The organism is Actinomadura decatromicini (assembly GCF_008121305.1).
GTDB lineage: Bacteria > Actinomycetota > Actinomycetes > Streptosporangiales > Streptosporangiaceae > Spirillospora > Spirillospora syzygii.
In genome coordinates, this window is record NZ_VSRQ01000002.1 from 1,267,226 (window position 1) to 1,289,741 (window position 22,516).

The following is a 22,516-nucleotide window of genomic DNA, read 5'->3' on the forward strand; positions in this document are numbered from 1 at the left end:
TCGAGCGCTGTGCCCTGAACCGCTCACCTCTCCGACTCTGAGTCGAGATCAAGTACTCGATCGGCTCTTGAGTGTTGACATTCGAACTACTCAGCCTCACTATGGGTCGAAATCGAGCAGAGGAGTGGTTTGTGTCACAGGCGGAGGTCCTTCGGGACCAGTTGATCGAGCAGGGCGTCAAGTACGTGTTCGGCTTCTATGTCGACATCCACGGGGTGCCCAAGAGCAAGTGCGTCCCGGTGGAGTCGCTGCCCTCGATGGCGAAGGGCTCGGAGCTGTACACCGTGGGCGCGCTGGAGGGGATGGGCGACCTCGGTCCGCACGAGGACGAGTGCGCGGGCATCCCCGATCTCGACCGGCTGGTGGTCCTGCCCTGGAAGCCGGAGTTCGCGGTGGTGCCGACGAGCCTGCACCTCGACGGCGAGCTCTACCCGCAGGAGGCGCGCAACTTCCTCCTCCGCCAGGTCGAGGCCGCCGCCGAGATGGGCTTCGTCGCCAACGTGGGGATCGAGCCCGAGTTCTACGTGGTGCGCGAGACCGCCGAGGGGTGGGAGCCGCTGGTGCCGCAGGACCGGCTGGACGCGCCGACGCGGGGCTACGACCTGGAGACCACGGTCCTGGCCGAGCCCTTCCTCGGGCCGATGGTCGAGTACATGAACGGGCTCGGCTACGGCGTCTACTCCTTCGACCACGAGGGAGGCGACGGGCAGTACGAGTTCAACTTCGACTACACCGACGCGCTCACCATGGCCGACCGCATGGTGATCTTCCGGCTGATGGCGAAGCACGTCGCCCGCGAGCTCGGCTGCATCGCGACGTTCATGGCCAAGCCGTTCCAGGACGACTTCGGCTCCGCGTCGCACGTGAACATCAGCCTGGCCGACGAGGAGAGCGGCCGGAACGTCTTCGAGGCCGCGTCCGGCGGGGGCTACAGCGACACGGCCCGCCACTTCGTCGCGGGCGTGCTCGCCCACGCGGGCGCGATCTGCGCGGTGACGTCCCCGACGGTCAACTCCTACAAGCGGTTCACCAGCAAGGGCTTCATGGACGAGATCTCCTGGGCCCCCGTCCACCGGAGCTGGGGCGAGAACAACCGCACCCTGATGTGCCGGATGCCGGTGAACCGGCACTGCCTCGAAGTTCGCACCGTGGACGCCTCGGTCAACTACCACCTCGGCATCGGGCTCATCCTCGCCGCCGGGCTGGACGGCGTCGCCAAGAAGCTCGACCCGGGCGAACCACTCAACCGCGACACCTACCGTATGACCACGGAGGAGCTCGCCGGATACGGCGACCTCGCCCTGCCGCGCTCCCTGGAGCAGGCGCTGGACCAGTTCGAGGCGGACGACCTCGCGGAAACGGTCATGGGCAAGGAGTTCCACCGCACCTTCCTGGACTACAAGCGCGCCGAGTGCCGCGAGTACGGATCAGTGGTCACCGACTGGGAGACCCGCAACTACCTGCAGAGGCTTTGAGATGACCACCGTGAACGAATCGGTCTCGGCCGAAGCGGACCCGCGGCGCGCGAAGGCCAACGCCGAGGCGCTGGAGCGGCTGGTCGGCGCCGAGCCCGTGCTGGTCGGGGTGGCCGCGGCCGGTGACGTCGTCCCCGGGATGACGCCCACGACGATCCTGACGTCCGGGGCGCCGCTGGAATGGCCCGAGTACACCGGCGGCCAGCGGCGCGCCATCCTGTACGGCGCGGTCTACGAGGGCCTGGCGGGGAGCGTCGAGGACGCCGAGGCCAAGATCGACCGGGGCGAGATCCAGGTGCGCTCCACCCAGCAGCACGCCTGCATCGGCTCGGTCGCCGGGATCTACACCGCGTCGATGCCGGTGTTCGTCGTCCGCGACGAGGCCCACGGCAACACCGCCTTCTGCAACTTCTACGAGGGCAAGAGCCGCTACCGCCTGAACTACGGCTCCTACGACCAGGAGGTCGCGGACGGCCTGCGGTGGCTGGAGACGACCATGGCGCCGGTGCTGGCCGAGAGCCTCTCCGACGCCCCGATCCCGCTCAAGCCGATGATGGCCCGCGCGCTGCGGCTCGGCGACGAGCTGCACAGCCGCAACACGGCGGCCACCCTGCTGCTCCAGCGGGAGCTGACCCCCCGGCTGTTCACCCTGGCCACGACGCCCGAGTGGCGGGCGCGCGTCGAGGAGGTCATGGACTTCTTCCTCGCGAACGACTACACGTTCCTCCGGCTCAGCATGGCCGCGGCCAAGGCCACCGCGGACGCCGCCCACGGCGTCGAGCACAGCAGCCTGCTCACCGGAATGGCGATCAACTGCCGCGAGTTCGCGGTCCGCGTCAGCGGCCTCGGCGACGAGTGGTTCCGCGGCGGCCACCCCGAGCTGCAAGGACGCTTCTTCGACGGCTTCACCGAGGCGGACGCCGAATGGATCGGCGGCGAGAGCTGCGTCACCGAGACCGTCGGCCTCGGCGGAATGGCCCAGGCGTGCGCCCCGTCCCTGATGGATTACCAAGGCGGAACGTTCCAAGCCATGCTGGAGAACAACGAGGCGATGTACGAGATCACCTCGGCGGAGCACCCCGACTACAAGATCCCGGCGTTCGGCTTCCGCGGCACGCCCGTGGGCGTCGACCTGCACGCCGTGATCGCCACCGGCCGCACCCCCCTGATCGACGGCGGCCTGGCCGGACGCTCCGGAGGCCAGATCGGCGCGGGCCTCCTGCGTCCCCGCATCGAGGCGTTCACCGCCGCGGCCGCCGCCTACGCCGAGCGCTACCCCACCTCCCCAGCCTCCTGACCCGATGACACCCCTGGAGTGAGCCATGACGAACTCGGAGCAGGTGACCCCCACCGGCAGCGGAGCGGCGAAGGCCGAGTCCCATATCCAGGGCCGGATGGGGCCCTTCGAGCTGGCCTTCTTCGTCGTGGCCGCGGCCGGACCGCTGCTGGTGGTCGCCGGGTTCGCCCCGCTGGCCTTCATGATCGGCGGGATCGGCGCCCCCGGCGCGCAGCTCGTCGCGGGCATCGTCCTGCTGCTGTTCGCGGTCGGCCTGACCCGGATGGCGCTGCGCATCAAGAACGCGGGCGCCTTCTACTCCTACATCGGGCAGGGGCTCGGCCGGCCGGTCGGCGGCGGGGCGGCCACCCTGGCGACGGCGGCGTACTCGGTGATCGCCATCGGCCAGCTCGGCGCGGTCGGCGCCTTCGCGAAGGCGCCGGTCGAGGACGCCTTGGGCGTCGACGTGCCGTGGCCGGTGTTCTCGCTCACCGCGCTCGCCATCGTCGTCTACCTGGGGCACCGGCAGATCTCCCTCAGCGCGAAGGTGCTCGGCGTCGCCCTGCTGTCGGAGGCGGTGGTCCTGCTCGTCCTCGCCGCGCCGGTGCTCTGGCAGGGCGGCGCGGAGGGCCTCGACCTGGACTCCTTCTCCCCGTCGTCGGTCTTCGCGGGCGGCAGCACGGGCGCGATGTTCGCCATCGTGTTCGGCGCGTTCATCGGGTTCGAGTCGACCGCGATCTACTCGGAGGAGGCCCGCGACCCCAAGCGGACCGTCCCCCGGGCCGTCTACCTGGCCGTGGGGTTCCTGGCCCTCTTCTACACGTTCATGGCCTGGATCGTGTACGTCGCCTACGGCAAGGCGTCGATCGTGGACGCCGCCACAGCCGACCCGGTCGGACTGGTGTTCGCCGCGACGGAGAAGTACGTCGGGCACGGCGCGGTGGTCGTGATGGAGGTCCTTCTGGTGACCAGCGCGTTCGCGTCCACGCTGGCCTTCCACAACACGGCGTCGCGGTACCTGTTCACGCTCGGTCGCGAGAAGATGCTGCCGAGCGGGCTCGCCCGCGTCCACCCGGGCCACCGTTCGCCGTACGTGGCGAGCGCCGTCCAGGGGATCATCGGCCTGGTGGCGATCATCGCCTTCGCGATCGCCGGAGCCGACCCGTACCTCCAGGTCTTCCTGCTGATGGTGGCGCCGGGCGTGCTGGCCGTGATCGTCCTGCAGGCGGTGTGCTCGCTCGCGATCGCGGTCTACTTCAACCGGATGGACACCGCGCACGGGCTCACCGTGTGGAGCACCACGGTCGCGCCGGTGCTCAGCCTCGTCGGACTCGGCGTCGCGTCGTGGCTGGTGGCGCGCAACTTCGAGTTGCTCTCCGGCCGGACCGACTGGGTGAACGTCCTGCTTCTCAGCTTCATCCCGCTGGCGTTCCTCATCGGGACCGTCCGGTCGCTGCGGCTCAGGAAGAACCAGCCCGAGGTCTACGAGCGGCTGACCAAGACCGAGGTCTTCTGATTGCCCGGCCCGATCGCCCACCGTGAGGCGGACGTGACGGACCGGCCGCTGATCGGCGTCACCGCCGACCTGGCCGAGGCCGCATGGGACGTCTGGCGGCGGCGAGCGGTCGTCCTGCCGGTGGCCTACCACGAGCAGGTCCTGGCCGCCGGCGGGACCGCCGTCGTCCTCCCTCCCCAGCCGGACGCGGCGCCCGACGTGGTCGCGAGGCTCGACGGCCTGGTGCTGGCGGGGGGAACGGACATCGACCCCCGCCGGTACGGGGCGCGGCCCCACCCGTCCGTCCGCCCGGCCGACGCCCTGCGGGACGAGTGGGAGCTCCGGCTCGCCGGGGCCGCCCTGGCCGCCGACCTGCCCGTCCTCGGCATCTGCCGGGGGATGCAGCTGCTCAACGTCGTGCGTGCCGGGACCCTCGTCCAGCACCTCCCGGACGTCGTCGGCACCGACGCGCACCTGCCGGACCGCTCAGGATTCGGAAAGCACCCGATCATCATCCTGCCCGGCAGCAGGCTGTACGCCGCGCTCGGTGATCGCGCCGACATCGCCACCCACCACCACCAGGCCGTCGGCAACCTCGGGCGCGGAGTGGTGGAGACGGCCTGGGCCGAGGACGGCGTCGTCGAGGGCATCGAGATCCGCGACCGGGCCTTCGCCTGCGGCGTCCAGGGCCACGCGGAGGAGAGCGGCATGACCGGCCTGTTCGCCCAGCTCGTCGCCGCGGCGGCGGCGCGCCGGACCGCTCAGCCGAGCTCCCACTCGTAGGAGAACTTCTCGATCTTGAGGATCAGCGAGGTCTCCACGGCGGTGATGCCCGGCAGCGCCCCGAGCACGTCGGTGGTGAACCGGAGCAGGTGCTCCTTGTCGTAGAAGAACGCCTCGATCATCACGTCGAAACGCCCCGTCGACAGCCCGCAGTAGCGGACCTCCGGCGCCCCCACCAGCGCCTGGCTCACCTCGCGCAGGTAGGGGAGGCTCACCGAGAGCCCGATGATCGCCGAGATGTTGTACCCGGCCAGCCGCGGGGTCGGCACCGCGACGATCTCCATGAGGTCCCGCTCGCGCATCGCCGCGATGCGCTTCCGCACGGTCGTCTCCGTGATCCCCAGCGTCCGCGCGATCGCGGAGTTGGACGTACGCCCGTCCTTCTGCAGAATCCGGAGGATCTCCCGATCCGTACTGTCCAGCGCCGCCATCGAAGGGGTGGCCTGGCCCGCCCGCGCCCCGTCCTGAGCCCTCTCCTTGCCACCCACCCGCTCAGAATATCGCTCCCCTGTAGCGTCAGGAGAATGCGAGGCGAGGTCGTGATCTTGACCGGACCGCCGGGCGCGGGCAAGTCCACCACCGCCGCGGCGCTGGCGGCGGGGTTCGAGAAGTCGGTTCACCTCCACACCGACGACTTCTGGCACTTCATCGCCGCCGGTGCGGTTCCGCCCTACCTGCCCGAGTCCGACCGGCAGAACCAGACCGTTCTGCGGGTGATCGCCCTGGCCGCCCTGGCCTACGCCGAGGGTGGCTACACCGTGGTCGTGGACGGGATCATCGGGCCCTGGATGCTGCACCACTTCCAACGCGCCAAGCGGGACGACCCCGCCATGTCGATGCACTACATGTCGATGCACTACATCGTCCTGCGCCCGGCTCGGGAAACGACCCTGGCGCGCGCCCAAGCCCGCACCGGCCCGGACGCCCTGACCGCGGCGGAACCGGTCTTGGCGATGTGGGACCAGTTCGCCGACCTGGCGGACCTGGAGGGCCACGTCCTGGACACCGGCGACCAATCCCCGGACCAGACCCTTGAGGTGGTACGCGAGGCACTCAAGAGCGAGAACTTTCGGCTCCCATAGGACCGCGACATGGCCGATGAATGTGTGGCCACGTAGATTACGGCGCGGACGGATCGTCCTTCTCGCGTCGGATGGGCTTCGGGGTGGTGGGGTGGAGTTCGAGGATGGTGAGTTCTCCGGCGGGGTGGGTGGTGTGGATTACTAGGGCAGTACTGGCTGCTAAGTGGGCGAAGTCTTCGAGGTTGCGTTGGCTTCCGCCGTAGAGGAGCAGCATGCGGAGGTCCAGGGCGGCTTTGGGGGCGCTGCCGTCCGTGCGGAGGTGTTCGATTATGAAGACTCGACCCGAGTCGTCGGCCGCTTCGCGGCATCGGCGCAGGATCGTCAGGCAGGACTGGTCGTCCCAGTTGTGCAGGACGTTCGCCAATATGTAGGCCCCTGCCTTGGGTGGCAGAGGTCCGAAGAAATCGCCTTCTTTTACTTGAGCCCGGTCGGTCACGCCGTTTTTGGCCAGGAAGGCTCGGGCGGTGGTCGCCGGACCGGGTTGCTCGATGAGCGTGCCGCGGAGGAGCGGGAACTCCGTCAGCAGGGTGGCGAGAAGTCGGCCATTGCCGCCGCCCACGTCGATTATGTGGCCCAGCGCTCCCCAGTCGAACGCCCGGGTGATCGAGGGCAGGCAGGCGGCCATCCGGGTGGACATCAACGTGTCGAAATCGGCTGCCAGGTGAGGGTTCTCCTCCATGTCCTGCCAGTGGGGGCGGCCGTAACGGGTGGCGTAGGCAGGTTCGCCGGTGCGGACGGTGTGCAGCAGTTCGACGAAGGTGAGTTCCGCCCTTCCCAGAGCGCCTTCCATGTCCAGAACCGCGCGCACGCTTTGGGGATGAGTATCCCGCAAGGGCTTTCCCAGAGGGGTGAGGCGGTAGCGACCTGCGGCGTCGTCGGCGAGGATGCCCTCGGTCGTCAGATATCGCAGGAGTCGATTGAGGGCGTCTTGGTCGACTTGCAGGCGAGCGGCTAGTTCTTTCGCCGAGCTTCCTTCGTGGGAGATGTGGTCCGCCAGCCGCAAGGTTGCCGCGACGCGGATCGCCATCGGGAGGGCCAGGTCGGCTCGGCGCCTCAGTTCGGCGTCTCCCCACGCGCCATTGGGGACGACGGACCGGGGGAGCGTCTGGCTGTGCTCATGCACGAGTCGGCTCCTTCGGAGTTGGTTGCTTCTCGTAGGGACCTCCTGGATGTCATTGGCGCGTGCCCGCTGGAGTTCGGCTGGCCTTTCTGCGGGCGCTGATGCGGGAGTGTGAAATGACCTGGCCCAGCATCACCTTGAGTTGGGCGCGGGTGCGTTCGACCCGGGGGACGCCGCCGCTGTCGGTCTGTGCCTGCTCGTTGGAGAGGGCGACGCCGAGCGGGGTGGGCCAGCCGCGGAGCGCGTGGCCGATCGTCCGCAGCATCGCGAGGGTGCTCGCCGCGCCCTGCTCTCCGCGTGCCACGGCGACGCAGCCGATCGCCCGGCCGTCCAGCAGCGGTCGGCTGGCCTCTCCCAGTTCGTTGAGGTAGTCGATCGCGTTTTTCAGCAGGCCGGATACGCCGCCGTGATAGGCGGGCGATACCAGGACGACCGCGTCCGCCTTTTCCATCGCCCGAAGGTAGTTCTTTATCTCAGGCCGGTCCCGCGCCTTGGTGCCGGGACGGTAGAACGGGAATTCCAGATCCGCGCCGCGGAAGACCTGGGTCAGTGCGCCGCGCTCCACGCACAGGGCGGCGCACCAGTCGGCGATGAGGCGGGTCTTCGAGTCCTCGCTGAGGGATCCGCTGAGGAAGATGATTTCCGGTGCCACGTTCATGCGGGCTCCTCCGTCTCGGTCATGGCAGTCTCAAGGTCGCCTCGCCGCCGCGGTCTTCGTCGTCGCGGACGGTGAACGCGACCTCGTGCACGCCGTCCGGTGCGGCGCGGTCGACCACGACGGGGAGCCCGGCGTCGCCGAGCCAGTCGGACAGGTCGTCGGAGCCGCCCACCGTGATCGAGGTGAACGCCGTGGGGGTGCGCCGGTGGGCGGCGGCGGACAGTTCGCGGGAGACCCGGGCCCGGCGCTCCGGCCAGGCGCCCCACTCCAGGAAGAAGGGGCGGGACGGCTGCCGCCACGCGGCGGCGAAGCCCGCCTCCGTCCACGGGAGGCGCTGCCCGTCGGCTCGGACGGACTCCCCGTGCCGCAGCCCGGCGTCCTCGCCGAGGACCTTGCCGATCCGCTCAGCCGTCCCCTGGATGTCGTCGACCTGGACGACCCAGCCCAGGAAGGCGGGACCGGTGGCGGTGCGGTCCATGAACGCCTCGCGCCGTCCCGTGCGCTCCATGGCGGCTTCGTCGTGCGGGACGACCACCTCGATGTACTGCACGTCGGGTGTGTCGAACGGGACGATCCAGCAGGTGGTGCCGTTGTGCAGCCGTCCGCCCAGGACGAGGCCGAGACCGTGGCGCTCGCGCAGCAGGTCCCGGACGGGTTCGACGCGGCGTGCGCCGATCATCACGTGATCGATGCGCATGGTCATCCCTCCAGCGCCCGGGTCGGGCACATCATGCGCGGGACGGTGTCCCACTGTCCTTTGGTGAGCGCGGTGGTCAGACCGTGTGCGGTGTGCCGGGCGGTCAGGAGGCCGTGCCCGGCGTGCCCGGTCGCGAGCCAGAGGCGCCGGTGCCCGGGCACGCGGCCGATCAAGGGGCGGCCGCTCGCCGGTGCGGGGCACAGCCCGCACCGGAGGTCGACCGGGGCGGCGCGGGCGAGGGCGGGCAGGGCGGTGGCGGCGAAATGCAGCAGTTCGGTGATCCCGGCGACGTCGCAGCGGTCGTCGAAGCCGGGGGCCTCCTCTTCGTCGGTCCCGACGATCACGTCTCCGGCGACTCCGGGAGCGAGGTGGCGGTTCGAGGAGAGGATCAGCGGCGGGACCGATGCGGCGGCGAGCGTCACGAGTTGCCTGCGCGCCGGTCGCACGTGAACGGAGTGGCCGGTCAGCTCCGCCGTCCCCGACCATGCTCCCGCTGTGACGATCGCGATGTCGGTGTGGACGGGGCCGTCGGTGGTCGCCAGCTCGACTCCGTCGTCGGTGACCAGGACGTCCTGGACGACGGTGTCCTGCCGCCAGACCACGTCGAGCCGGGCGCAGCGTGCCTGGACGGCTGACAGATAGCGCGAGCCGTCCACCGCCAGGGCCGTCTGCTCCAGCAGGTAGCGGCGATCGTCCGGCAGGCGGAATCCGGTCGCCAGTTCCGCGGCCTGGGCGGACGAGATCCACTGGGCCGAGGAAGCCGTCGCGGGCAGATGCGGGGCCACCCGATCGGCCTCCTCGGCCCGAAGCACATGCAGAATCGGCTGGGGAACGCTGAACCGGCCATGGACGGGCTCCAGCCGATCGACGTCCTCCTGAAGACTGGCCGCGGCCTGCCGCAGCCAGCCGTAGAAGACGTGGTCGGCGACGTGCCGCAGTGCGGGCGCGGCCGGTCCGGCGGCGCGGGCGGTGGCGTGGCCGGGCGCCGGGCCCGCGTCGAGGACGGTCACCGCCGCGCCCGTCGCGGCGAGTTCCTCCGCCAGGCAGGCGCCGATGATGCCGCCTCCCACCAGCGCGAAGTCAGAGCGTGTCAACGGCGCACCTTCCTTTCGCCTCGAGCTCGCGGGCGTTGGGCAGCAGCAGCGGCGGGGTCGTGACGTGGGCGTCCGCGCAGGCGACCGCCGAGGTGTCCGCGACCGCGCCCCGGACCGCCCGCAGGAGGGTCTGCGGACGGCCGCGGAGCCGTACGGCGAAGCACCGGTCCGGCTGGTCGGAGGCATGGGCGACGCAGATCAGCGAGAGGAGGCCGTCGGGGTCGTAGCGCCGCAGGCTCTCGATCGGCCACCGGAGTTCGAGCGCGGGGCCGGGCGCCGGAGCGCGGGCGGCGGACAGCCGGAGGCGGGACTGCGGGGCCGGGTAGAGGGCCTGCCGGTCGTGGTCCCACACGGCGCGGCCGCGCGGGGCGCCGGACGTCGCCTCGATCCGCAGCGGTACGAGGACGCCCGCCTCGACCAGCCGGATCGCGTCGGCCGGGTGGCCCGCGTCGTCGGAGGTCGCCGGGGGATGCGCCGCGGGCAGGTCGGTCAGGGACAGCGTCCCGAGGAGGCGTCGGCCGTCGAGGCGGTCCGTGCGGGCCCGGGCCGTGCGGGAGGCGAGCAGCAGGGCGGTGCCCGCGGCCGGGATCGCCGCCACGGCGGGGCGCATCACCAGCGGGAGCGCCCGCCATCCGTGCGGCGGCTTGCCGGGACGCAAGCCGTACGGCGGGACGTCCAGGCCACTCGACACGTCGGGCGCGCGACTCGCGCCGGGGGCGGCGAGCCCGGTGAACAGAGGCCCGAGGGAGGTCTCGACGCGCGCGAGGACGCGAAGCTGCCGCCACCCGCGCCCCGGCAGTTCCCGCACCTCGGCGAGCACGCTCTGGACCGGTGCCCGGCCGAGTGCGGACGCGGCCGCCGCGAGCAGGCCGCGCACCGCGTCCATGGCCGGATCCCCGCCGACCTCGGACGAACGCCGTGACGCCCGGACCGCGCCCGCGTCGTCACGGCTCATCGACACGTGGTCGGCGGACAGCCGCAGGTTCGGCCCGCCGGGCCCCGGAGTCATGGTGCCCCTCGCCAGGACGACGAGTTCGTCGCTCATGGCCCGGCCACCTTGATCGAGACCGTCCCGGCGGGCAGCACCATGCCGGCGTTGGCGAAGGTCACCGGCAGCGGGAACTGTCCGAGTTTGCCGCAGCCGCGCCGGGCCCGGCCGTCCTCCCCGACCGCGGGATCGGCGGGACGCAGGGCGGCGAGCGCGGTGCGGGCGTTGCCCGCGAGCCGGAGCCGGGGCAGCCGCAGCGGCGGCTCGTCCAGGCGATGGAGCATCGGGGCGAGGGCCAGGAAGGTGAAGTCGCCGGTCGACGGGTTCACCGTCTCCGGGCGGAGGCCGTACGGCTCGATCCAGTCGCGCTCCGGCGGTTCGGGCGGCGCCGCCGCGAGCGCGCACGTGTGGGTCATGCGCGGGATCGCGGGGTGCCGGTAGTCGAGGCGGCGCCCGTGACCGGTCGGTTCGAGACGCGCGTCGAATCCCGCCGTGACACGGTCGGTCATCGGGACGGCGACGACTCCGCGGCGGACGAGGACGGCCTCGGTGCAGGCGCTTCCCTCGTCGTCGATCCGAGCCCGGAAGCCCGCCGCCGCCCGCACGGCGCCGTCGCTGACGGTCAGCCATTCCGGTGCCAGCCGGACACCGGGCCGCAGGTAGACGACGCCCGACCGCAGCACGTCGGCCTCCATCGGATGCCCGACCAGTTCGTGGAAGAAGGCCCCGGCGCGGCCCGGCGCCAGCAGCACGTCGGCCCGTCCCGGGACGGTGTCGGCGCCGCGGCGGGCGGCGCGGTCGCGGAGCCGGTCGACGATGCGCTCTGCACCCGCGAGGGCGGAGGCCAGCGGGCCGGTGAGATCCCAGGGCACCGCTTCGGCGAGTCCCCGCTCCAGGATCGCCTCCACCGCGCACATGCCGCGCTCGTCGGTGTCCACGTGGTCGTCGGCACCGGCGGCGACATGCTGGTGCAGGCCGCTCAGGACGAGCGTGACCCGCGCGTCCCGGCTCAGCTCGCGCAGCGCCGCCTCCGCTCGCGGCCCGACCCGGAGCAGCGGCCGCTCCAGCACCCGTGCGGCGGTCTCGGCGGTGTCGGCGCTGATCAGCCGGTGCGGCGCGCGCAGCAGCCCGTCGCCGTCGGCGAAGCGGTGGCGCACCTCCCCGGAGCCGCGATGCTCGTCGAAGCAGGCGCCGCGCCGCGTCACGGCCTTGCGCCGCACCTGCCCGTCCGGCCGGAAGCGCAGGCTGAACCGCAGCGAGTGCTCCGCGAAGGTCACGATCACGGCGCGTCCCGCCCGATCGCCTGGACGCGCAGTTCGCAGACGTAGCGCCGGCCCAGGTCGTCGCGCAGCCACAGCTCGTCCGGGCCGGGGACCATGGCCTCGGCGGTCAGCGTCCCGCCCGCCGGGGCCACGTGCCAGAGCAGGTCGGCGGCCAGCGGCGACTCCAGGTCGATCAGGTACGGCTTGCGCTCGCGCAGGCTCCGGACGAACACGAACCGGCATCCGGTCCGGCGGGCCAGCCGCCGCAGCGTCAGGAAGCGCGCCTCCGCCGTGGCCCCGGCCGACTCGGACGCTTCGACGTGCCAGCGCGCCCGCTGGACGACGACGTCCGCGACGCGCACCTCCTCGTCCCGGCCGTGGGAGCCGGACGCGAACACCGGGTGCTGCACCTGCGGATGGGACAGGGCCGCGTACGGCGGGTACTTCGCGAAGTCGCTGAGCGGAAGGTAGGCCAGCAACTCCCGGTCGTCGGGGCCGGTCAGCCGGACGCGGTCGTGCTCGACCCGGACGGTCAGGTCCTCGGCGCGCAGGAGGTCGTCCCGGTCGGCGTCGGTCCAGGACGGCGCGCGCAGGGCGACCTCGCGGCCGGGGAACCGGTAGTAGCCCTTGTTGCGGCGCCCGAAGTCGAAGCCCACGAGCCGGTCGCCGCGCTCGGCGAGCCAGGCCGCGGCCTCGGCGGCGAAGCCCGCCGGGTCGGGGTGCATCACGTCCAGCCAGCCCGGGATCTGCAGGTGGTGGTGGATCCGCGCGACGACCAGCCCGGCCGACCGGAGGTCCGCGACGTCCGTGGCCCGCGGACACAGGTCGATCAGCGCGTACCGGTCGCCGTCGAGGGTCGCCGCCTCCCGCAGCAGGTCGTGCAGGTCCTCGGCCCCTCGGTAGCGCGGGGCGTGGTCGGTCTGGAAGGCGCTGCCCTGCGGCTGGAACAGTTCAGTCGTGCGGTGCGCGTAGGCCGCGAGGGTCATCTCGTGGATGGCCGCCGGGCGTCCCGCCGGGGGGTCTTCGGCGCGGATCGCGGTGGCGACCTGATGCGCCGCCTGGCGCTGGGCGGCATGGCCGTGGACGGTGCAGACCTCCAGAATCGGGCCCAGCCGCCGTTCCCAGTCGCGCAGGAGGTCTTCGCCCACTTCCAGGGAGAAGTGGGAGGAGCATTCCTCGTAGACGATCGCCCGGTCGGCGTAAGTGCGGCCCGCGCCCCGCCTGGCGGGAACGCCGGTGCATGTCTCGAACAGATCCTCCAACTCCTGGAGGATCTCGACCTTGTCGGGGAACGATTCGGTTTCCAGCGCGGCGCGGAGTCGCTCCAGTTCGTGGAGGCGCTGGAGCCACATGTCACGGGCCGGGCTGGCGGGCAGGTCGCCGAGCTGTCGGCGGAACGCGCTGAGCGGGTCGAGGTCGTAGGGGCCCGCGCCGAGCGCCACGTCCAGGACGCCGGCCGCGACGAGTTCACGCAGGGTGTGGGCGGCTTTCCGGGCGGGCAGTCCCGTTTCCCGGCAGATGGCGCGCAGCGTATGCCCGTCCCGTCCGATGGCCGCCAGGACGGCTGGGGCATCGGCCGGTTCGGTGGCGGCGGCGCGCCCGTCGCCCTTGGGACGAGTGAGGTGGAACCGCAGGTCCGGCAGCAGCCTGGCGTCGCGGGCCAGCGCCCGCGCCAGCTCCCTGGCCGCCCACGCGGCGAGGAACACCCGCCGGACGCGCGGCCGGTCGGTCCGCAGGACGGCCCCGTCGCCCGCTCGCGTCTCGCCGTAGGCGATCGGCCCGAAGAAGCTCACGGTCTCGCTCTTGCCGCAGAAGCGCTGAAGGTAGGTGTAGAGCTGCCGCCGAGCGCGGCGCCTGCGCGCGTTGAGCGGACCGGCGGCGGCGAGCAGCGGGAGCAGCATGTTCCGGTAGACGGCCGGGTTCGACAGGAACACCGCCTCGCCCACGAGCGGACGTCTCAGCACTGGCCGCAGTTGCTCGGTCGCGTGTTCGTCGGCCTCCTTGTACAGCTCGCGGAAGCGGCAGGCGCTGTCGCGCCACGCCGTCAGGCCGGTCCTCTTCGCGGGGATCCGTTCGGGCGCGCAGGCCGCGATGGCGTCGCGCATGGGCTCGGGCAGGCCTTGGACGGCGAGGGACTGCTCCACGTCCAGCAGTTCGTCGGCCGCCCGCAGCAGGTCGCGTGACGCGCCGAGCCCTTCAAGCCAATCGAACGGCATGCCGCTGTGCCGGAGCACGAATATTCGGCCCAGGCGCCATCGTCGTCTCATCGTCATCCCCCGACCGCTCCGGCCTGCCGCAGGTGCTTCACCAGCCGGGCGCGGGACTCGCCGGACAGCGCGTCCAGCGCGCCCGGCTCGCGGGCGGCGAGTCTGCGCACCACGGGCACGAGGCGGGGGTGCAGCCGGAAGGCGCGTCCCCAGCGCAGGTTCACCAGGTGGGCGCCGTCCGGGCCGGTGACGATCTCCGCGGAGTCGTCCCACCGCAGGTCGGCGCTCGGCGCGGGGCCGGCGAGGGTGCAGGCGGCCAGGCGTCCCGGGTGCAGGTCGGCGTGCCGGGCGAGCCGGTCGAGCCAGGCGGCCACCAGGTCGCGCGCCCGCGTCGGAGTGAGTGTTCGCGGCGCTTCGAAACGGGACCAGCGGGCGAGGTCGTGGGACGGGTCGGGGCCCAGGCACAGCGCCTCGCCCGCCCAGGTGGACCCGCACTCCATCCGATAAGGCCGCAGCCCTGCGAGCCGATGGCCGTCGTCGGTAAGCGCCTGCACGGACTGGTCGACGACCGACTCGTCCATTCCCGGTGCGCCTACCACCAGCTCGAACGACACCGGCGCGGAAGAGGGAAGGCCGTTCAGGACGGGACGCAGGTCGACCTCGGTGCCGTCCATCCCGGTGGCGGACGTCGGGGAGGCGAACCGCGTCACGGTGACCGTCAGGCCCCGGCACCGGTCGAGGACGTCTCGGGGGAGCGCCGCGGCGTGGTCGGCGTCCAGCCAGCCCGCCCACGGCCCGGCGGGTCGCCGCGCACAGGTCCCCGTCACCCAGACCACCTGTTCCCGCGCGCCTGGCGGCTCGGGGCGCACCACCCGGTTCGGGGACCACGCCAGCACTTCGACGCCGGCCAGCTCCGGGATACGGCGCAGCGCCTCGGCGTGCGCGGCCGCGAACGCGCCGCAGAGGGTCGAGCGGTCCGGCCCGAGCCGCTCCACGAGCTGGAACGCGGCGGGCAGGGCTTGGTCGGCGTCCACCAGGATCCAGGCGCGACGCGCCTCGGCGGCCCGCTCGGCCTCCTCCAGTTCAGGTTCGAAGAGCCGGCAGGTGGTCGCGGCGCGCAGCACGTCCCGGCTGCGCTGGGTCGTGCCCTCTGTCAGTTCCAGGTCGTCCAGCGTCAGCCGGACGGCCGGGTCGTCGGCCAGCCGGAGCGCGAGCCCCACCGCGCGCAGACGACCGGCGTCGGCGTCCCCGCCGCGCTCCAGCCGGGCCGCGGCCGCCCGCGCGAACAGCGCCTCGGACGCGGCGAGCCGTCCCGCCCGGTCCCTGAGCCGGACGGGGTCGGCGAGGCGCGCCGTCATCCGCGCGTTGAGGTCGAGCACCTCGGTCCCGGGCGGCGCCGAGACCTCGGTGGTGAAGTCCGTGAGCGCGGGCACGACGAGAAGCCCCATCACGCGGCTCCCCGCAGGTAGACGCAGCGCAGCTCGGCGGCGAACCGGTGCGGCCCGTCGCGGAGCCAGCACTCCCGCGGCCCCGGCAGCGCCTCCGACACCGTGATCCGCTCCGCCGTTCGGGCCAGCCGGACCAGCCCGTCGAGCAGGGCCGGAGAATGGGCGTCGACGTAGACCGGTTTGCGTTCGGCGGGGGAGGAGGCGAAGAAGCGGGCGGGCAGGCCGCGGTCGGCCCGCAACCGCGCCATGCCGGTCAGCCGGTCCTTGATCACCGCCTTGGCCAGCGGGGCGGTCTCGGCTTCCGCCAGCCGCCAGCGGCGACGCGAAAGCACCACGTTTCCCCATGTCAGCCTTGGGACGTGGGGCAGGTCGGGCAGGCGCGGACGCCGCACCCGAGGCAGCGCCAGCGCGGTGTGGACGGCGCTTTCCAGTTCCCCGTTGTGAAAAAGAAGCGGCTCGGTGATTCCCTTCGCGCGGAGGGTGACCTGCTCGCCGTCGCTGTGGACGGTCAGCCGGTCCAGGCCGACCCGGCGTTGAGCCGGTTGGGCGGACGTGCCTCCCAGTTCGAGGACGAGTCCGGGGAACTCCAGGGGTGGCAAGCCGGTCCTGCGGCGGGCGACGACGTTCAGCGCCGTCCAACCGGTCAGGGCACGCTCGATCGCGGCGTCGCGGTCGCGGATCGCCCGGTGCGCGCCGGGATGGAATTGCAGTGCCCACGGGGTGAGCAATGCGGCGTCGTGAATGTCGCCCAGGACGAGCGGCGTCAGACCTGGCCGGTACTCCGCCAGGTCCGGCGCGGCGACCATCACGTCCACTGAGCAGAGCACGGGCTCGGTGGGTGGAGCGGGTTCGTCCAGGAGCCCCGCTTCGGCCAGGTCCACCGAGGCGGTGTTGGCGGGCACGGTGTCGAGGATCTCGGTGATGCGCCTGGTCAGACGGGTGCTGTGCTGGACGTGCAGTTCGGTGCCCGCGTTCAGCACGTCGCGCAGGCCGAAGACGCCCTGGCCGAGGCGGCGGGCCAGGTGCGCCCCGGTGAGCCGCCGGGTCCGCTCCGCCTCCGCCGCCAGGTGGGCCAGCGCGCGCGGGACGAGACCGGCCAGGTCGTCGGCGACCGCGCCTCCGACGGTGACCTGGAGCGTGCCCACGGCCGCCTCGTGCACGACGACGCGATCGTTGTAGAAGCGCTCTCCGGTGCCCTCCCCGGCGTCGCCGCCCGCGACTGCGGCCACCCGTGCCTGTAGTTCGAGTTTCTCGTCCGGCGACGCCGCCGGATACCGCCCGAGTAGCGCGGCGATCTCGTCCGCCGCCCGAGTCAGCGGCGCGGCGAGATCTTCCCGCCCGTGGAGGCGCTCGCGGAGCCAGCCGAGTGCGTCCGGGACCGTCGCGGGCGGATACAGGTCGTGGGTCAGAAGGCCACGCCGGACGGCCACGGCGACATCGGCGGCCGCCCGCTCCACTTCCGTCTCCATCGCGCCGCCGATTTCGGCGACCGTCCTTACGCCGTCGCATTGTCCGACGACATTCGCGGCGTCCTTGACCGGAGCCGTCCACGTCTTCCGCCGCGGGACCAGTTCGGCGACCAGGGCGGGCTCCCCGAGAATCCGGTCCACCAGCCTGTCGACCACGCGTGCCGCGGGAAAGGCTCTCCGAAGGCATTCGAGATGGCCCGACCAGGTGAAACCGTTCGCCTCGGAGGGAGCGACCCGTCCGTAGTTGATCGGCCCGAAGAAGCTCATCGTCTCGCACTTGGCGCAGAGCCGCTGGATGTAGGAGGCGACCTGGCGCCGCAGCCGGGCTCCCGTCTTGCCGCGACGCAGGTCCCGGTAGACGCCGGGGGAGGAGCAGACGACCGCGTCCAGGAAGCGCTTGTCCGCGGCGACCCGGTCGAACGCGTCGCCGACGCGGGCCCCCTCCGCCTCGATGGCCTCGGCCAGCCGTCGGCGGTACTGCTCCAGGCGGGACGTCGTCCGGTTCCACGCCGCCAGCCAGTCGTCCGGCACCGGCGCGTCCGGCGGCAGCGGCCGCAGGTTGCGCAGCCTGCTCAGGACGCTCCGGTTCGGTCGGCCCGCGTTGGAGGGCGGCGTGGTCAGCAGGTCCCGCGCCGCTCGCTCCAGCCCGACGACCTCCTCCGCCAGCGCACCCGCCTTCGGATAGGAGATCTCCGCGGCCATCTCCCATGGAAAGGCGGCGCTGCGCACCACCAGCGTCGGCAGCAACTCCCAACCGGCCGCACCGCGGGCTTCGTGCGCTTCGCCGGCCGCCGGCCCGACTCGCGGACGGCCCGTGGCCGGCGCGGACTCCCCGCCCTTCACGACCGCTCCTGGAAGTTGACCAGGTCGAAGGGCCGGTTCAACTTCGTGCGCGGAGTGGGCAGCAGCGCCCGGACGTCCTGGTCGTCGGGCGACGCCACGCTCTGGCTCAGCCGCCGTGCCTTCCCCGGATTGGCCAGGCTGAGGGCGGCGAGGCGCGCCACCTCGTCGCCCGGCGGGGAGTTCACGCAGATGGCCTGGCCGGCCTTCGCCAGCGCCATCCGGTACGGGTCACCCAGCCGTGCCGCGGCCGCCGCGGCGGCGGTGAACTGGGCGATGCCCGACCCGCTCTCGCCCGCGCCGACATGCAGCCCGCCGAGCTCCAGCCGGATCTCGCACTCGTGGAAGTCGTCGCCGAACTCCCGCGCGCAGACCAATGACCGATCGAGCTCTTCCAACGCGGTTCCGCGGTCGCCGCACAGCAGGGCGAGCCCGGCGGCCCGGTAGGCGTGGTGCTTGACGAAGGCGGTGTTGGACGACCCCGCCGCCCGGTTGAACCGATCCCACGTCCGCGCGGCCTGCTGGAGCCGTCCGGCCTTCTCCTGGAGCACGCTCACGTTGGACAGCAGGTTGATGCGCAGATGCACCGAACTCGGATCGGCGAGCCCCTCGACACAGGCGAGCGCGAGTTTCTCCTGCTCCAGCGCCGCGCGCAGCTCGCCGCGCGCGAAGTGCGTCAGGCCGCGCAGGTTGTGCAGCCAGCCGCGCTCGCGGCGCACGCTGTCCGGCTCGCCGTCCCTGGGCGGGACGACGGCGAACCCGTCCCTGAGCTCACCGCCCGCGGCGTCGACGCGGTCCAGCCGCTTGGAGAAGGTGAGCGCGCAGTAGAGATGGGACTGCGCGCGCAACTCCGGCAGAAGCCGCCCGTGCCCTTCACGCATGGCGCGGAAGTAGCTCAGGGCCTCGTCCTGACGTCCCCGGAAGGTCGCCTGGACGCCGAGCACCTTGTAGAGGAAGGCGCGCAGGTCCGCGGCCGTCTCCAGGGAGCCGGGCTCGAACTCGATGGCCTCCGGTTGCTCGTCGGCGTTGCGGGCCTGCTCCAGCAGGCCCGGGACTCGGGCGTCGGGGAAGCCCGCCACCAGCGTCAGGGCGGTGCTCGCGACCACGGCCGAGCCCTCCCAGTTCGCCGAGAAGAAGGCGGCCCGGCAGTAGGCGAGCGCCGCCGCGAGCCGATCCGCCGAGTTCCCCTCCGGGTCGACGGCCCGCGCGTACAACTCACCCTCGCGGCTCGTCGGGACCTCGTCGGACGCGGGAAGCACGGCGCGCAGCTCCGCCTCGTCCACCGGCAGGCCCATGCCACGCAGGCACCGCGCGCGCTCCGCCCGCAGATCGGCGGCGGGACCGAGCGGAGGACGCACCTGCTCGGGCGCGTGCGCCACAATGTCGATCTCTCCCGACACCGTCCGGGCGTGCTCGGCGGCGCGCATGAACCCGCGCAGCGAAGGGAGGTCGGCGCCACCGACGCCGTGCAGCACCAGCGGCCGTCCCACCTGTGAGCATCCGCCGCACAGGGCCGCGGCAGCCGTGGAGAGGACCCGGAACACCTGCTCGGACTCCCGATGCAGCCTCCGCTCGGACGGTGCCAGGGCGATCTCGGTGAGCGAATGGTCCGTGCCGCCCTCCGCACCGGGGAACAACTCGGCCCACTCCGGACCCCGCGCGGCCTTGACGTGGTCGAAGGCGGCGCCTGCCTCCCTCAGCGCGTCCAACGCCCTGCGCAGCCCCTCATACGCCGCGGCGGGCCCGACGTTGACGTCGACCTCGACTCCGACCGAACGCGAGATCCCCGAACCGGCACGGACCATCTCCGCCGTCCTCAGGCCAGCGCCAATGGAGCGATCTTGTCCTCGACCTCTTCGAGATCGAAGTCGAGGTCGTCCAGATCGTCCAGGTCGTCGTCCTCCGCGTCGATGCCGTCGTCCACGACCGCCTCCCCGCCGGCCGCCTCTGGATCCGGACGGGCAATATCCTCAGCGTTCTCCGTGCTATCGCTCCGCATTTCATCCTCCCGAGAGAGAGTCGACGATGAATCGAATGAATATGTTTCGCGTCTAGAACGAACCAGGGCTGGTTGCTCGTCCTCCTTAACGACCATGAACCCCGAGGGCAGTCTGATCTTCTGTGTTCCGTGAATCTCCAACGCCGACCCATCGTAAATACGGCACTACCGTGCGTGACATAGCGCTGAAGTTATAGTGGCCTGGCCAGGCATGTACCAGGACTCCCTATCTCGCAGGTGAGCCCTACCGTGCCCCGCAGTCGCGCCTACTCCGAGGTGCATCAGCCAAGACCGAGGCAGCGATAGGGCCATCAATATGAGAGTTCGAAAAGATCGAATGCCGACTCGGCGCCGCGCGAGACGCCCGAAGATCGGAGCCGAACTCGGCGACGCGACTTTCGCGTTTTCCCGCCCGCCGTCCCGGCTTTGTGAAGCGCCTCTCCGGATTTCGCCGATCACATCCGGCGGTATATCCGTCAGCGGCGTGCCCACTGGCCGTCGCCGACGCTGACCTGGGAGCCCAATTGCCCGGATGAGACCGTTTGTGGACTCCGTCCGCGTCCTGCCGGGCGGAGCCTCCAGGATGGCGGGCGTGCGCAACAACCGGGCCTGGTGGCCGTGGCTGGTTCTTCTCGCGGCGGTCGTCGGGGTGCTGGTGCTGGGAGCGGTGACGTTCGCCCCGCTGGCCGGTGCGGACGGGTTACAGGTCGCGGCGAACCGCTTCCGCCGGACCCGGCGCCGCCGCCTGGTGATCCTGGGCGGCCCCGGGACGGGCAAGACCACCCTGGCGGTGCAACTGCTGCTGCACTTGCTGGCCACCCGTCCTCAACATCCCGACGAACCGGTCCCGGTCCTGGTCCCGGTCGCCGGATGGGACACCGCCCGCTTCGCCGCCGCCTACCAGCCCGCCCGTCCGACACGCACCGGTCTCAACCGACGAGCCCGGTGAATCGGCTACGTCAGGAGGAGTGTCTGTGCTTGACCTCGCCACCCTTACGATCTCCATTACCGCGCTCGTCGTCTCCTTGGTCCTGACGCTCCGGCAAATCCGCCTGGCCAGCGGCGGGAACCACCTTCCGGTCGTTCTCGACGCTTTCCGAGAGACGCGCAGTCCGGCGTGGTTCGAGGCACAGAAATACGTTCTCAATGAGCTGACTGCGGAACACACACCTGATTACGGCTACCGCGGCTTGCCGGAGCGGGCGCGCGCGCACGCGGGCGCCGTCGGGCTGTTCTTCGACGACCTGGGCAAACTCGTCGCCCATGACGTGATCGACCAAAGCTTGGTCATCGGGGCCTACGGGACGGGCATCGTGCGGCTCTGGGACGTTCTGGCTCCCTACGTCTACACGGAGCGGCGAGAATACGGGTTTCACTTCTGGATCTACTTCGAAGACCTCGCGGCACGAACGGCCGCCGAGGGGCCTGACGCCGTCTATGCCGACCTGCACCTGCGTTCGCGCCCACCGCGACAGGAACCAGGTGAGGTAGGAGCGACCGGGTCCTAGCTTCTTGAGCGAGTCTGCGGACCCGCACGAGACGCCAGATCGCCCAACCCGTGCCGTCCGGCAAGTGCAACCGGGAGGGACGGTTCCGGCGAAGATTGGGGGATCGTACGCTGTGCGGTCGGGACGGCGGCGCGGAGACCGGAACGCAGGGGCAGGGCAATGGATCGGGAGCCGGGGCTGGGCGTGGGCGCGGTGGCGCGGCGCCTGGGCGTGGCGGCCGCCACGCTTCGCACCTGGGACCGCCGGTACGGCATCGGCCCCAGCGGGCGCAGCCCCGGCGGCCACCGCCGGTACACGCCCACCGACCTCGCGCGGCTGGAGGCGATGCAGCGGTCGATCATCGCGGGCGCCCCTCCGGCGGAGGCGGCCCGGGCCGCGCTGGACGAGCCGCCCGGCGCCCCGCCGTCCCCGCGCGGGCATGGCGCCGGCGGCAACCGGATCCCGCTGGGCGAACCGTCCGCCGGGTCGGATCCGGCGGAGGTGCGGGGTCTCGCCCGCGCGGCCATGGCCATGGACGCGCCTGCGGTGGCCCAGGCGGTCCGGACGGCGATCGCGCGTGCCGGGGTCGTGGAGGCGTGGGACGGCCTGATCGTCCCGGTCCTGACGGGGATCGGTCGCAAGCACGCGGCGTCCGGTGACTGCGTGGAGGTCGAGCACCTGCTGTCGACGGTCCTGCTCGGCTGCCTGGCGGAGGTGGCGCCGCCCGCGGAGCCGTCGAACCCGCGTCCGGTGCTGCTGGCCTGCGCGCCGGAGGAGCAGCACAGCCTGCCGGTGCACGCGCTGGCCGCCGCGCTGGCGGAGACCGGTGTCGCGGCCGTCCTGCTCGGCGCGCGGGTGCCGGCGTCGGCGCTGGCCGCCGCGATCCGGCGGACCGGGCCGAACGCCGTCCTCGTCTGGTCGCAGACCGCGCGGACCGGCGACCCCGGCTGGCTGGACGGCCTCCCGGGCTCCCGACCGGCGGTGCGCCTGCTGCTCGGCGGGCCGGGCTGGGACCGTGACCGGATTCCGTCCACCACCCGGCTCGTGACCGCCCTCCCGGAGGCGGTCACGGAGATCAGATCCGCGCTCACGCGACCCTGACCTGCGGGAAGAAATCCTCTGTCGGCGCGGCGCCG

The 22,516-nt window shown here is 72.1% G+C and carries 19 protein-coding genes and 1 pseudogene; 8 read left to right on the plus strand and 12 right to left on the minus strand.

What is annotated here, in order from left to right; genetic code table 11:
* Window positions 1-131: 131 nt before the first annotated feature.
* Genes FXF68_RS13545 through FXF68_RS13560 form a run of 4 tightly spaced genes read left to right on the plus strand, consistent with a single transcriptional unit; the run spans window position 132 to window position 5,029 of the window.
* The gene (locus tag FXF68_RS13545; protein ID WP_187437900.1) at window positions 132-1,475 is read left to right on the plus strand and encodes a hypothetical protein; all 1,344 of its coding nucleotides are present in this window, start codon (window positions 132-134) and stop codon (window positions 1,473-1,475) included.
* A gap of 1 nt (window position 1,476) precedes the next feature.
* Entirely contained in the window at window positions 1,477-2,772 is a 1,296-nt protein-coding gene (locus FXF68_RS13550) for a YlbE family protein (protein ID WP_148759252.1), read from the plus strand.
* A gap of 25 nt (window positions 2,773-2,797) precedes the next feature.
* Entirely contained in the window at window positions 2,798-4,267 is a 1,470-nt protein-coding gene (locus tag FXF68_RS13555; protein WP_148759253.1) for an APC family permease, read from the plus strand.
* 33 nt (window positions 4,268-4,300) lie between these two features.
* The gene (locus tag FXF68_RS13560; protein WP_148759254.1) at window positions 4,301-5,029 is read left to right on the plus strand and encodes a gamma-glutamyl-gamma-aminobutyrate hydrolase family protein; all 729 of its coding nucleotides are present in this window, start codon (window positions 4,301-4,303) and stop codon (window positions 5,027-5,029) included.
* Here the strand turns inward: FXF68_RS13560 and FXF68_RS13565 are convergent.
* A complete protein-coding gene (locus FXF68_RS13565) occupies window positions 5,008-5,517 on the minus strand; it encodes an Lrp/AsnC family transcriptional regulator (RefSeq protein ID WP_148759255.1) in 510 nt (169 codons plus the stop codon). The genes FXF68_RS13560 and FXF68_RS13565 overlap by 22 nt on opposite strands.
* Window positions 5,518-5,553: 36 nt before the next feature.
* Here FXF68_RS13565 and FXF68_RS13570 point away from each other — a divergent pair, with 36 nt between their 5' ends.
* Window positions 5,554-6,111: an AAA family ATPase gene (locus tag FXF68_RS13570; RefSeq protein WP_148759256.1), complete on the plus strand. Its 558-nt coding sequence runs from the start codon at window positions 5,554-5,556 to the stop codon at window positions 6,109-6,111.
* A 37-nt stretch (window positions 6,112-6,148) separates the two neighbouring features.
* On the opposite strand, the gene FXF68_RS13575 is transcribed toward FXF68_RS13570, so the two are convergent.
* The 11 genes and pseudogenes from FXF68_RS13575 to FXF68_RS43850 form a co-directional block, all read right to left on the minus strand.
* A complete protein-coding gene (locus FXF68_RS13575) occupies window positions 6,149-7,234 on the minus strand; it encodes a methyltransferase (RefSeq protein ID WP_246178654.1) in 1,086 nt (361 codons plus the stop codon).
* Between the two features lie 49 nt (window positions 7,235-7,283).
* Entirely contained in the window at window positions 7,284-7,889 is a 606-nt protein-coding gene (locus tag FXF68_RS13580; protein ID WP_148759257.1) for an NADPH-dependent FMN reductase, read from the minus strand.
* 19 nt (window positions 7,890-7,908) lie between these two features.
* Window positions 7,909-8,586 carry a VOC family protein gene (locus FXF68_RS13585; protein ID WP_187437901.1) on the minus strand — a complete coding sequence of 226 codons (678 nt, stop codon included), beginning with the start codon at window positions 8,584-8,586 and terminating at the stop codon, window positions 7,909-7,911.
* 2 nt (window positions 8,587-8,588) lie between these two features.
* Complete coding sequence (locus FXF68_RS13590; RefSeq protein ID WP_148759259.1) at window positions 8,589-9,680, minus strand: NAD(P)/FAD-dependent oxidoreductase; 1,092 nt, start codon at window positions 9,678-9,680, stop codon at window positions 8,589-8,591.
* Window positions 9,667-10,725, minus strand: a complete 1,059-nt coding sequence (locus FXF68_RS13595) for a hypothetical protein (RefSeq protein WP_148759260.1) — start codon at window positions 10,723-10,725, stop codon at window positions 9,667-9,669. Before FXF68_RS13595 ends, FXF68_RS13590 begins: the two co-directional genes overlap by 14 nt.
* On the minus strand, window positions 10,722-11,951 hold the full coding sequence (locus FXF68_RS13600; RefSeq protein ID WP_187437902.1) for a metallopeptidase TldD-related protein: 1,230 nt from the start codon (window positions 11,949-11,951) through the stop codon (window positions 10,722-10,724). Before FXF68_RS13600 ends, FXF68_RS13595 begins: the two co-directional genes overlap by 4 nt.
* On the minus strand, window positions 11,948-14,197 hold the full coding sequence (locus tag FXF68_RS13605; protein ID WP_148759263.1) for a lantibiotic dehydratase: 2,250 nt from the start codon (window positions 14,195-14,197) through the stop codon (window positions 11,948-11,950). Before FXF68_RS13605 ends, FXF68_RS13600 begins: the two co-directional genes overlap by 4 nt.
* Before the next feature lie 2 nt (window positions 14,198-14,199).
* Entirely contained in the window at window positions 14,200-15,585 is a 1,386-nt protein-coding gene (locus tag FXF68_RS13610; protein WP_148759264.1) for a hypothetical protein, read from the minus strand.
* Complete coding sequence (locus FXF68_RS13615; RefSeq protein ID WP_222869913.1) at window positions 15,585-17,801, minus strand: lantibiotic dehydratase; 2,217 nt, start codon at window positions 17,799-17,801, stop codon at window positions 15,585-15,587. The genes FXF68_RS13610 and FXF68_RS13615 overlap by 1 nt, the downstream gene beginning before the upstream one ends.
* Window positions 17,802-17,893: 92 nt before the next feature.
* Window positions 17,894-19,699, minus strand: a complete 1,806-nt coding sequence (locus FXF68_RS13620) for a hypothetical protein (RefSeq protein ID WP_148759265.1) — start codon at window positions 19,697-19,699, stop codon at window positions 17,894-17,896.
* A gap of 11 nt (window positions 19,700-19,710) precedes the next feature.
* Window positions 19,711-19,788, minus strand: a pseudogene (locus FXF68_RS43850) (Xan family putative trans-acting RiPP leader peptide); the annotation flags it as partial.
* A 637-nt stretch (window positions 19,789-20,425) separates the two neighbouring features.
* On the opposite strand from FXF68_RS43850, the gene FXF68_RS13630 reads away from it, so the two are divergent.
* From FXF68_RS13630 to FXF68_RS13640, 3 genes are all read left to right on the plus strand, one after another.
* Entirely contained in the window at window positions 20,426-20,842 is a 417-nt protein-coding gene (locus FXF68_RS13630) for a hypothetical protein (RefSeq protein ID WP_148759268.1), read from the plus strand.
* Window positions 20,843-20,867: 25 nt separating this feature from the next.
* Window positions 20,868-21,401, plus strand: coding sequence for a DUF4760 domain-containing protein (locus FXF68_RS13635; RefSeq protein WP_148759270.1), 534 nt, complete (start codon window positions 20,868-20,870; stop codon window positions 21,399-21,401).
* Between the two features lie 159 nt (window positions 21,402-21,560).
* Window positions 21,561-22,481, plus strand: coding sequence for a MerR family transcriptional regulator (locus FXF68_RS13640; protein ID WP_148759272.1), 921 nt, complete (start codon window positions 21,561-21,563; stop codon window positions 22,479-22,481).
* Window positions 22,482-22,516: the final 35 nt, after the last annotated feature.

Coding starts and splice junctions, on each gene's coding strand:
- FXF68_RS13585 (WP_187437901.1), bottom strand. CDS start 8,586: ATGCGCATCGATCACGTGATGATCGGCGCACGCCGCGTCGAACCCGTC.
- FXF68_RS13640 (WP_148759272.1), top strand. CDS start 21,561: ATGGATCGGGAGCCGGGGCTGGGCGTGGGCGCGGTGGCGCGGCGCCTG.
- FXF68_RS13630 (WP_148759268.1), top strand. CDS start 20,426: ATGAGACCGTTTGTGGACTCCGTCCGCGTCCTGCCGGGCGGAGCCTCC.
- FXF68_RS13610 (WP_148759264.1), bottom strand. CDS start 15,585: ATGGGGCTTCTCGTCGTGCCCGCGCTCACGGACTTCACCACCGAGGTC.
- FXF68_RS13605 (WP_148759263.1), bottom strand. CDS start 14,197: ATGAGACGACGATGGCGCCTGGGCCGAATATTCGTGCTCCGGCACAGC.
- FXF68_RS13570 (WP_148759256.1), top strand. CDS start 5,554: ATGCGAGGCGAGGTCGTGATCTTGACCGGACCGCCGGGCGCGGGCAAG.
- FXF68_RS13620 (WP_148759265.1), bottom strand. CDS start 19,699: ATGGTCCGTGCCGGTTCGGGGATCTCGCGTTCGGTCGGAGTCGAGGTC.
- FXF68_RS13555 (WP_148759253.1), top strand. CDS start 2,798: ATGACGAACTCGGAGCAGGTGACCCCCACCGGCAGCGGAGCGGCGAAG.
- FXF68_RS13595 (WP_148759260.1), bottom strand. CDS start 10,725: ATGAGCGACGAACTCGTCGTCCTGGCGAGGGGCACCATGACTCCGGGG.
- FXF68_RS13580 (WP_148759257.1), bottom strand. CDS start 7,889: ATGAACGTGGCACCGGAAATCATCTTCCTCAGCGGATCCCTCAGCGAG.
- FXF68_RS13550 (WP_148759252.1), top strand. CDS start 1,477: ATGACCACCGTGAACGAATCGGTCTCGGCCGAAGCGGACCCGCGGCGC.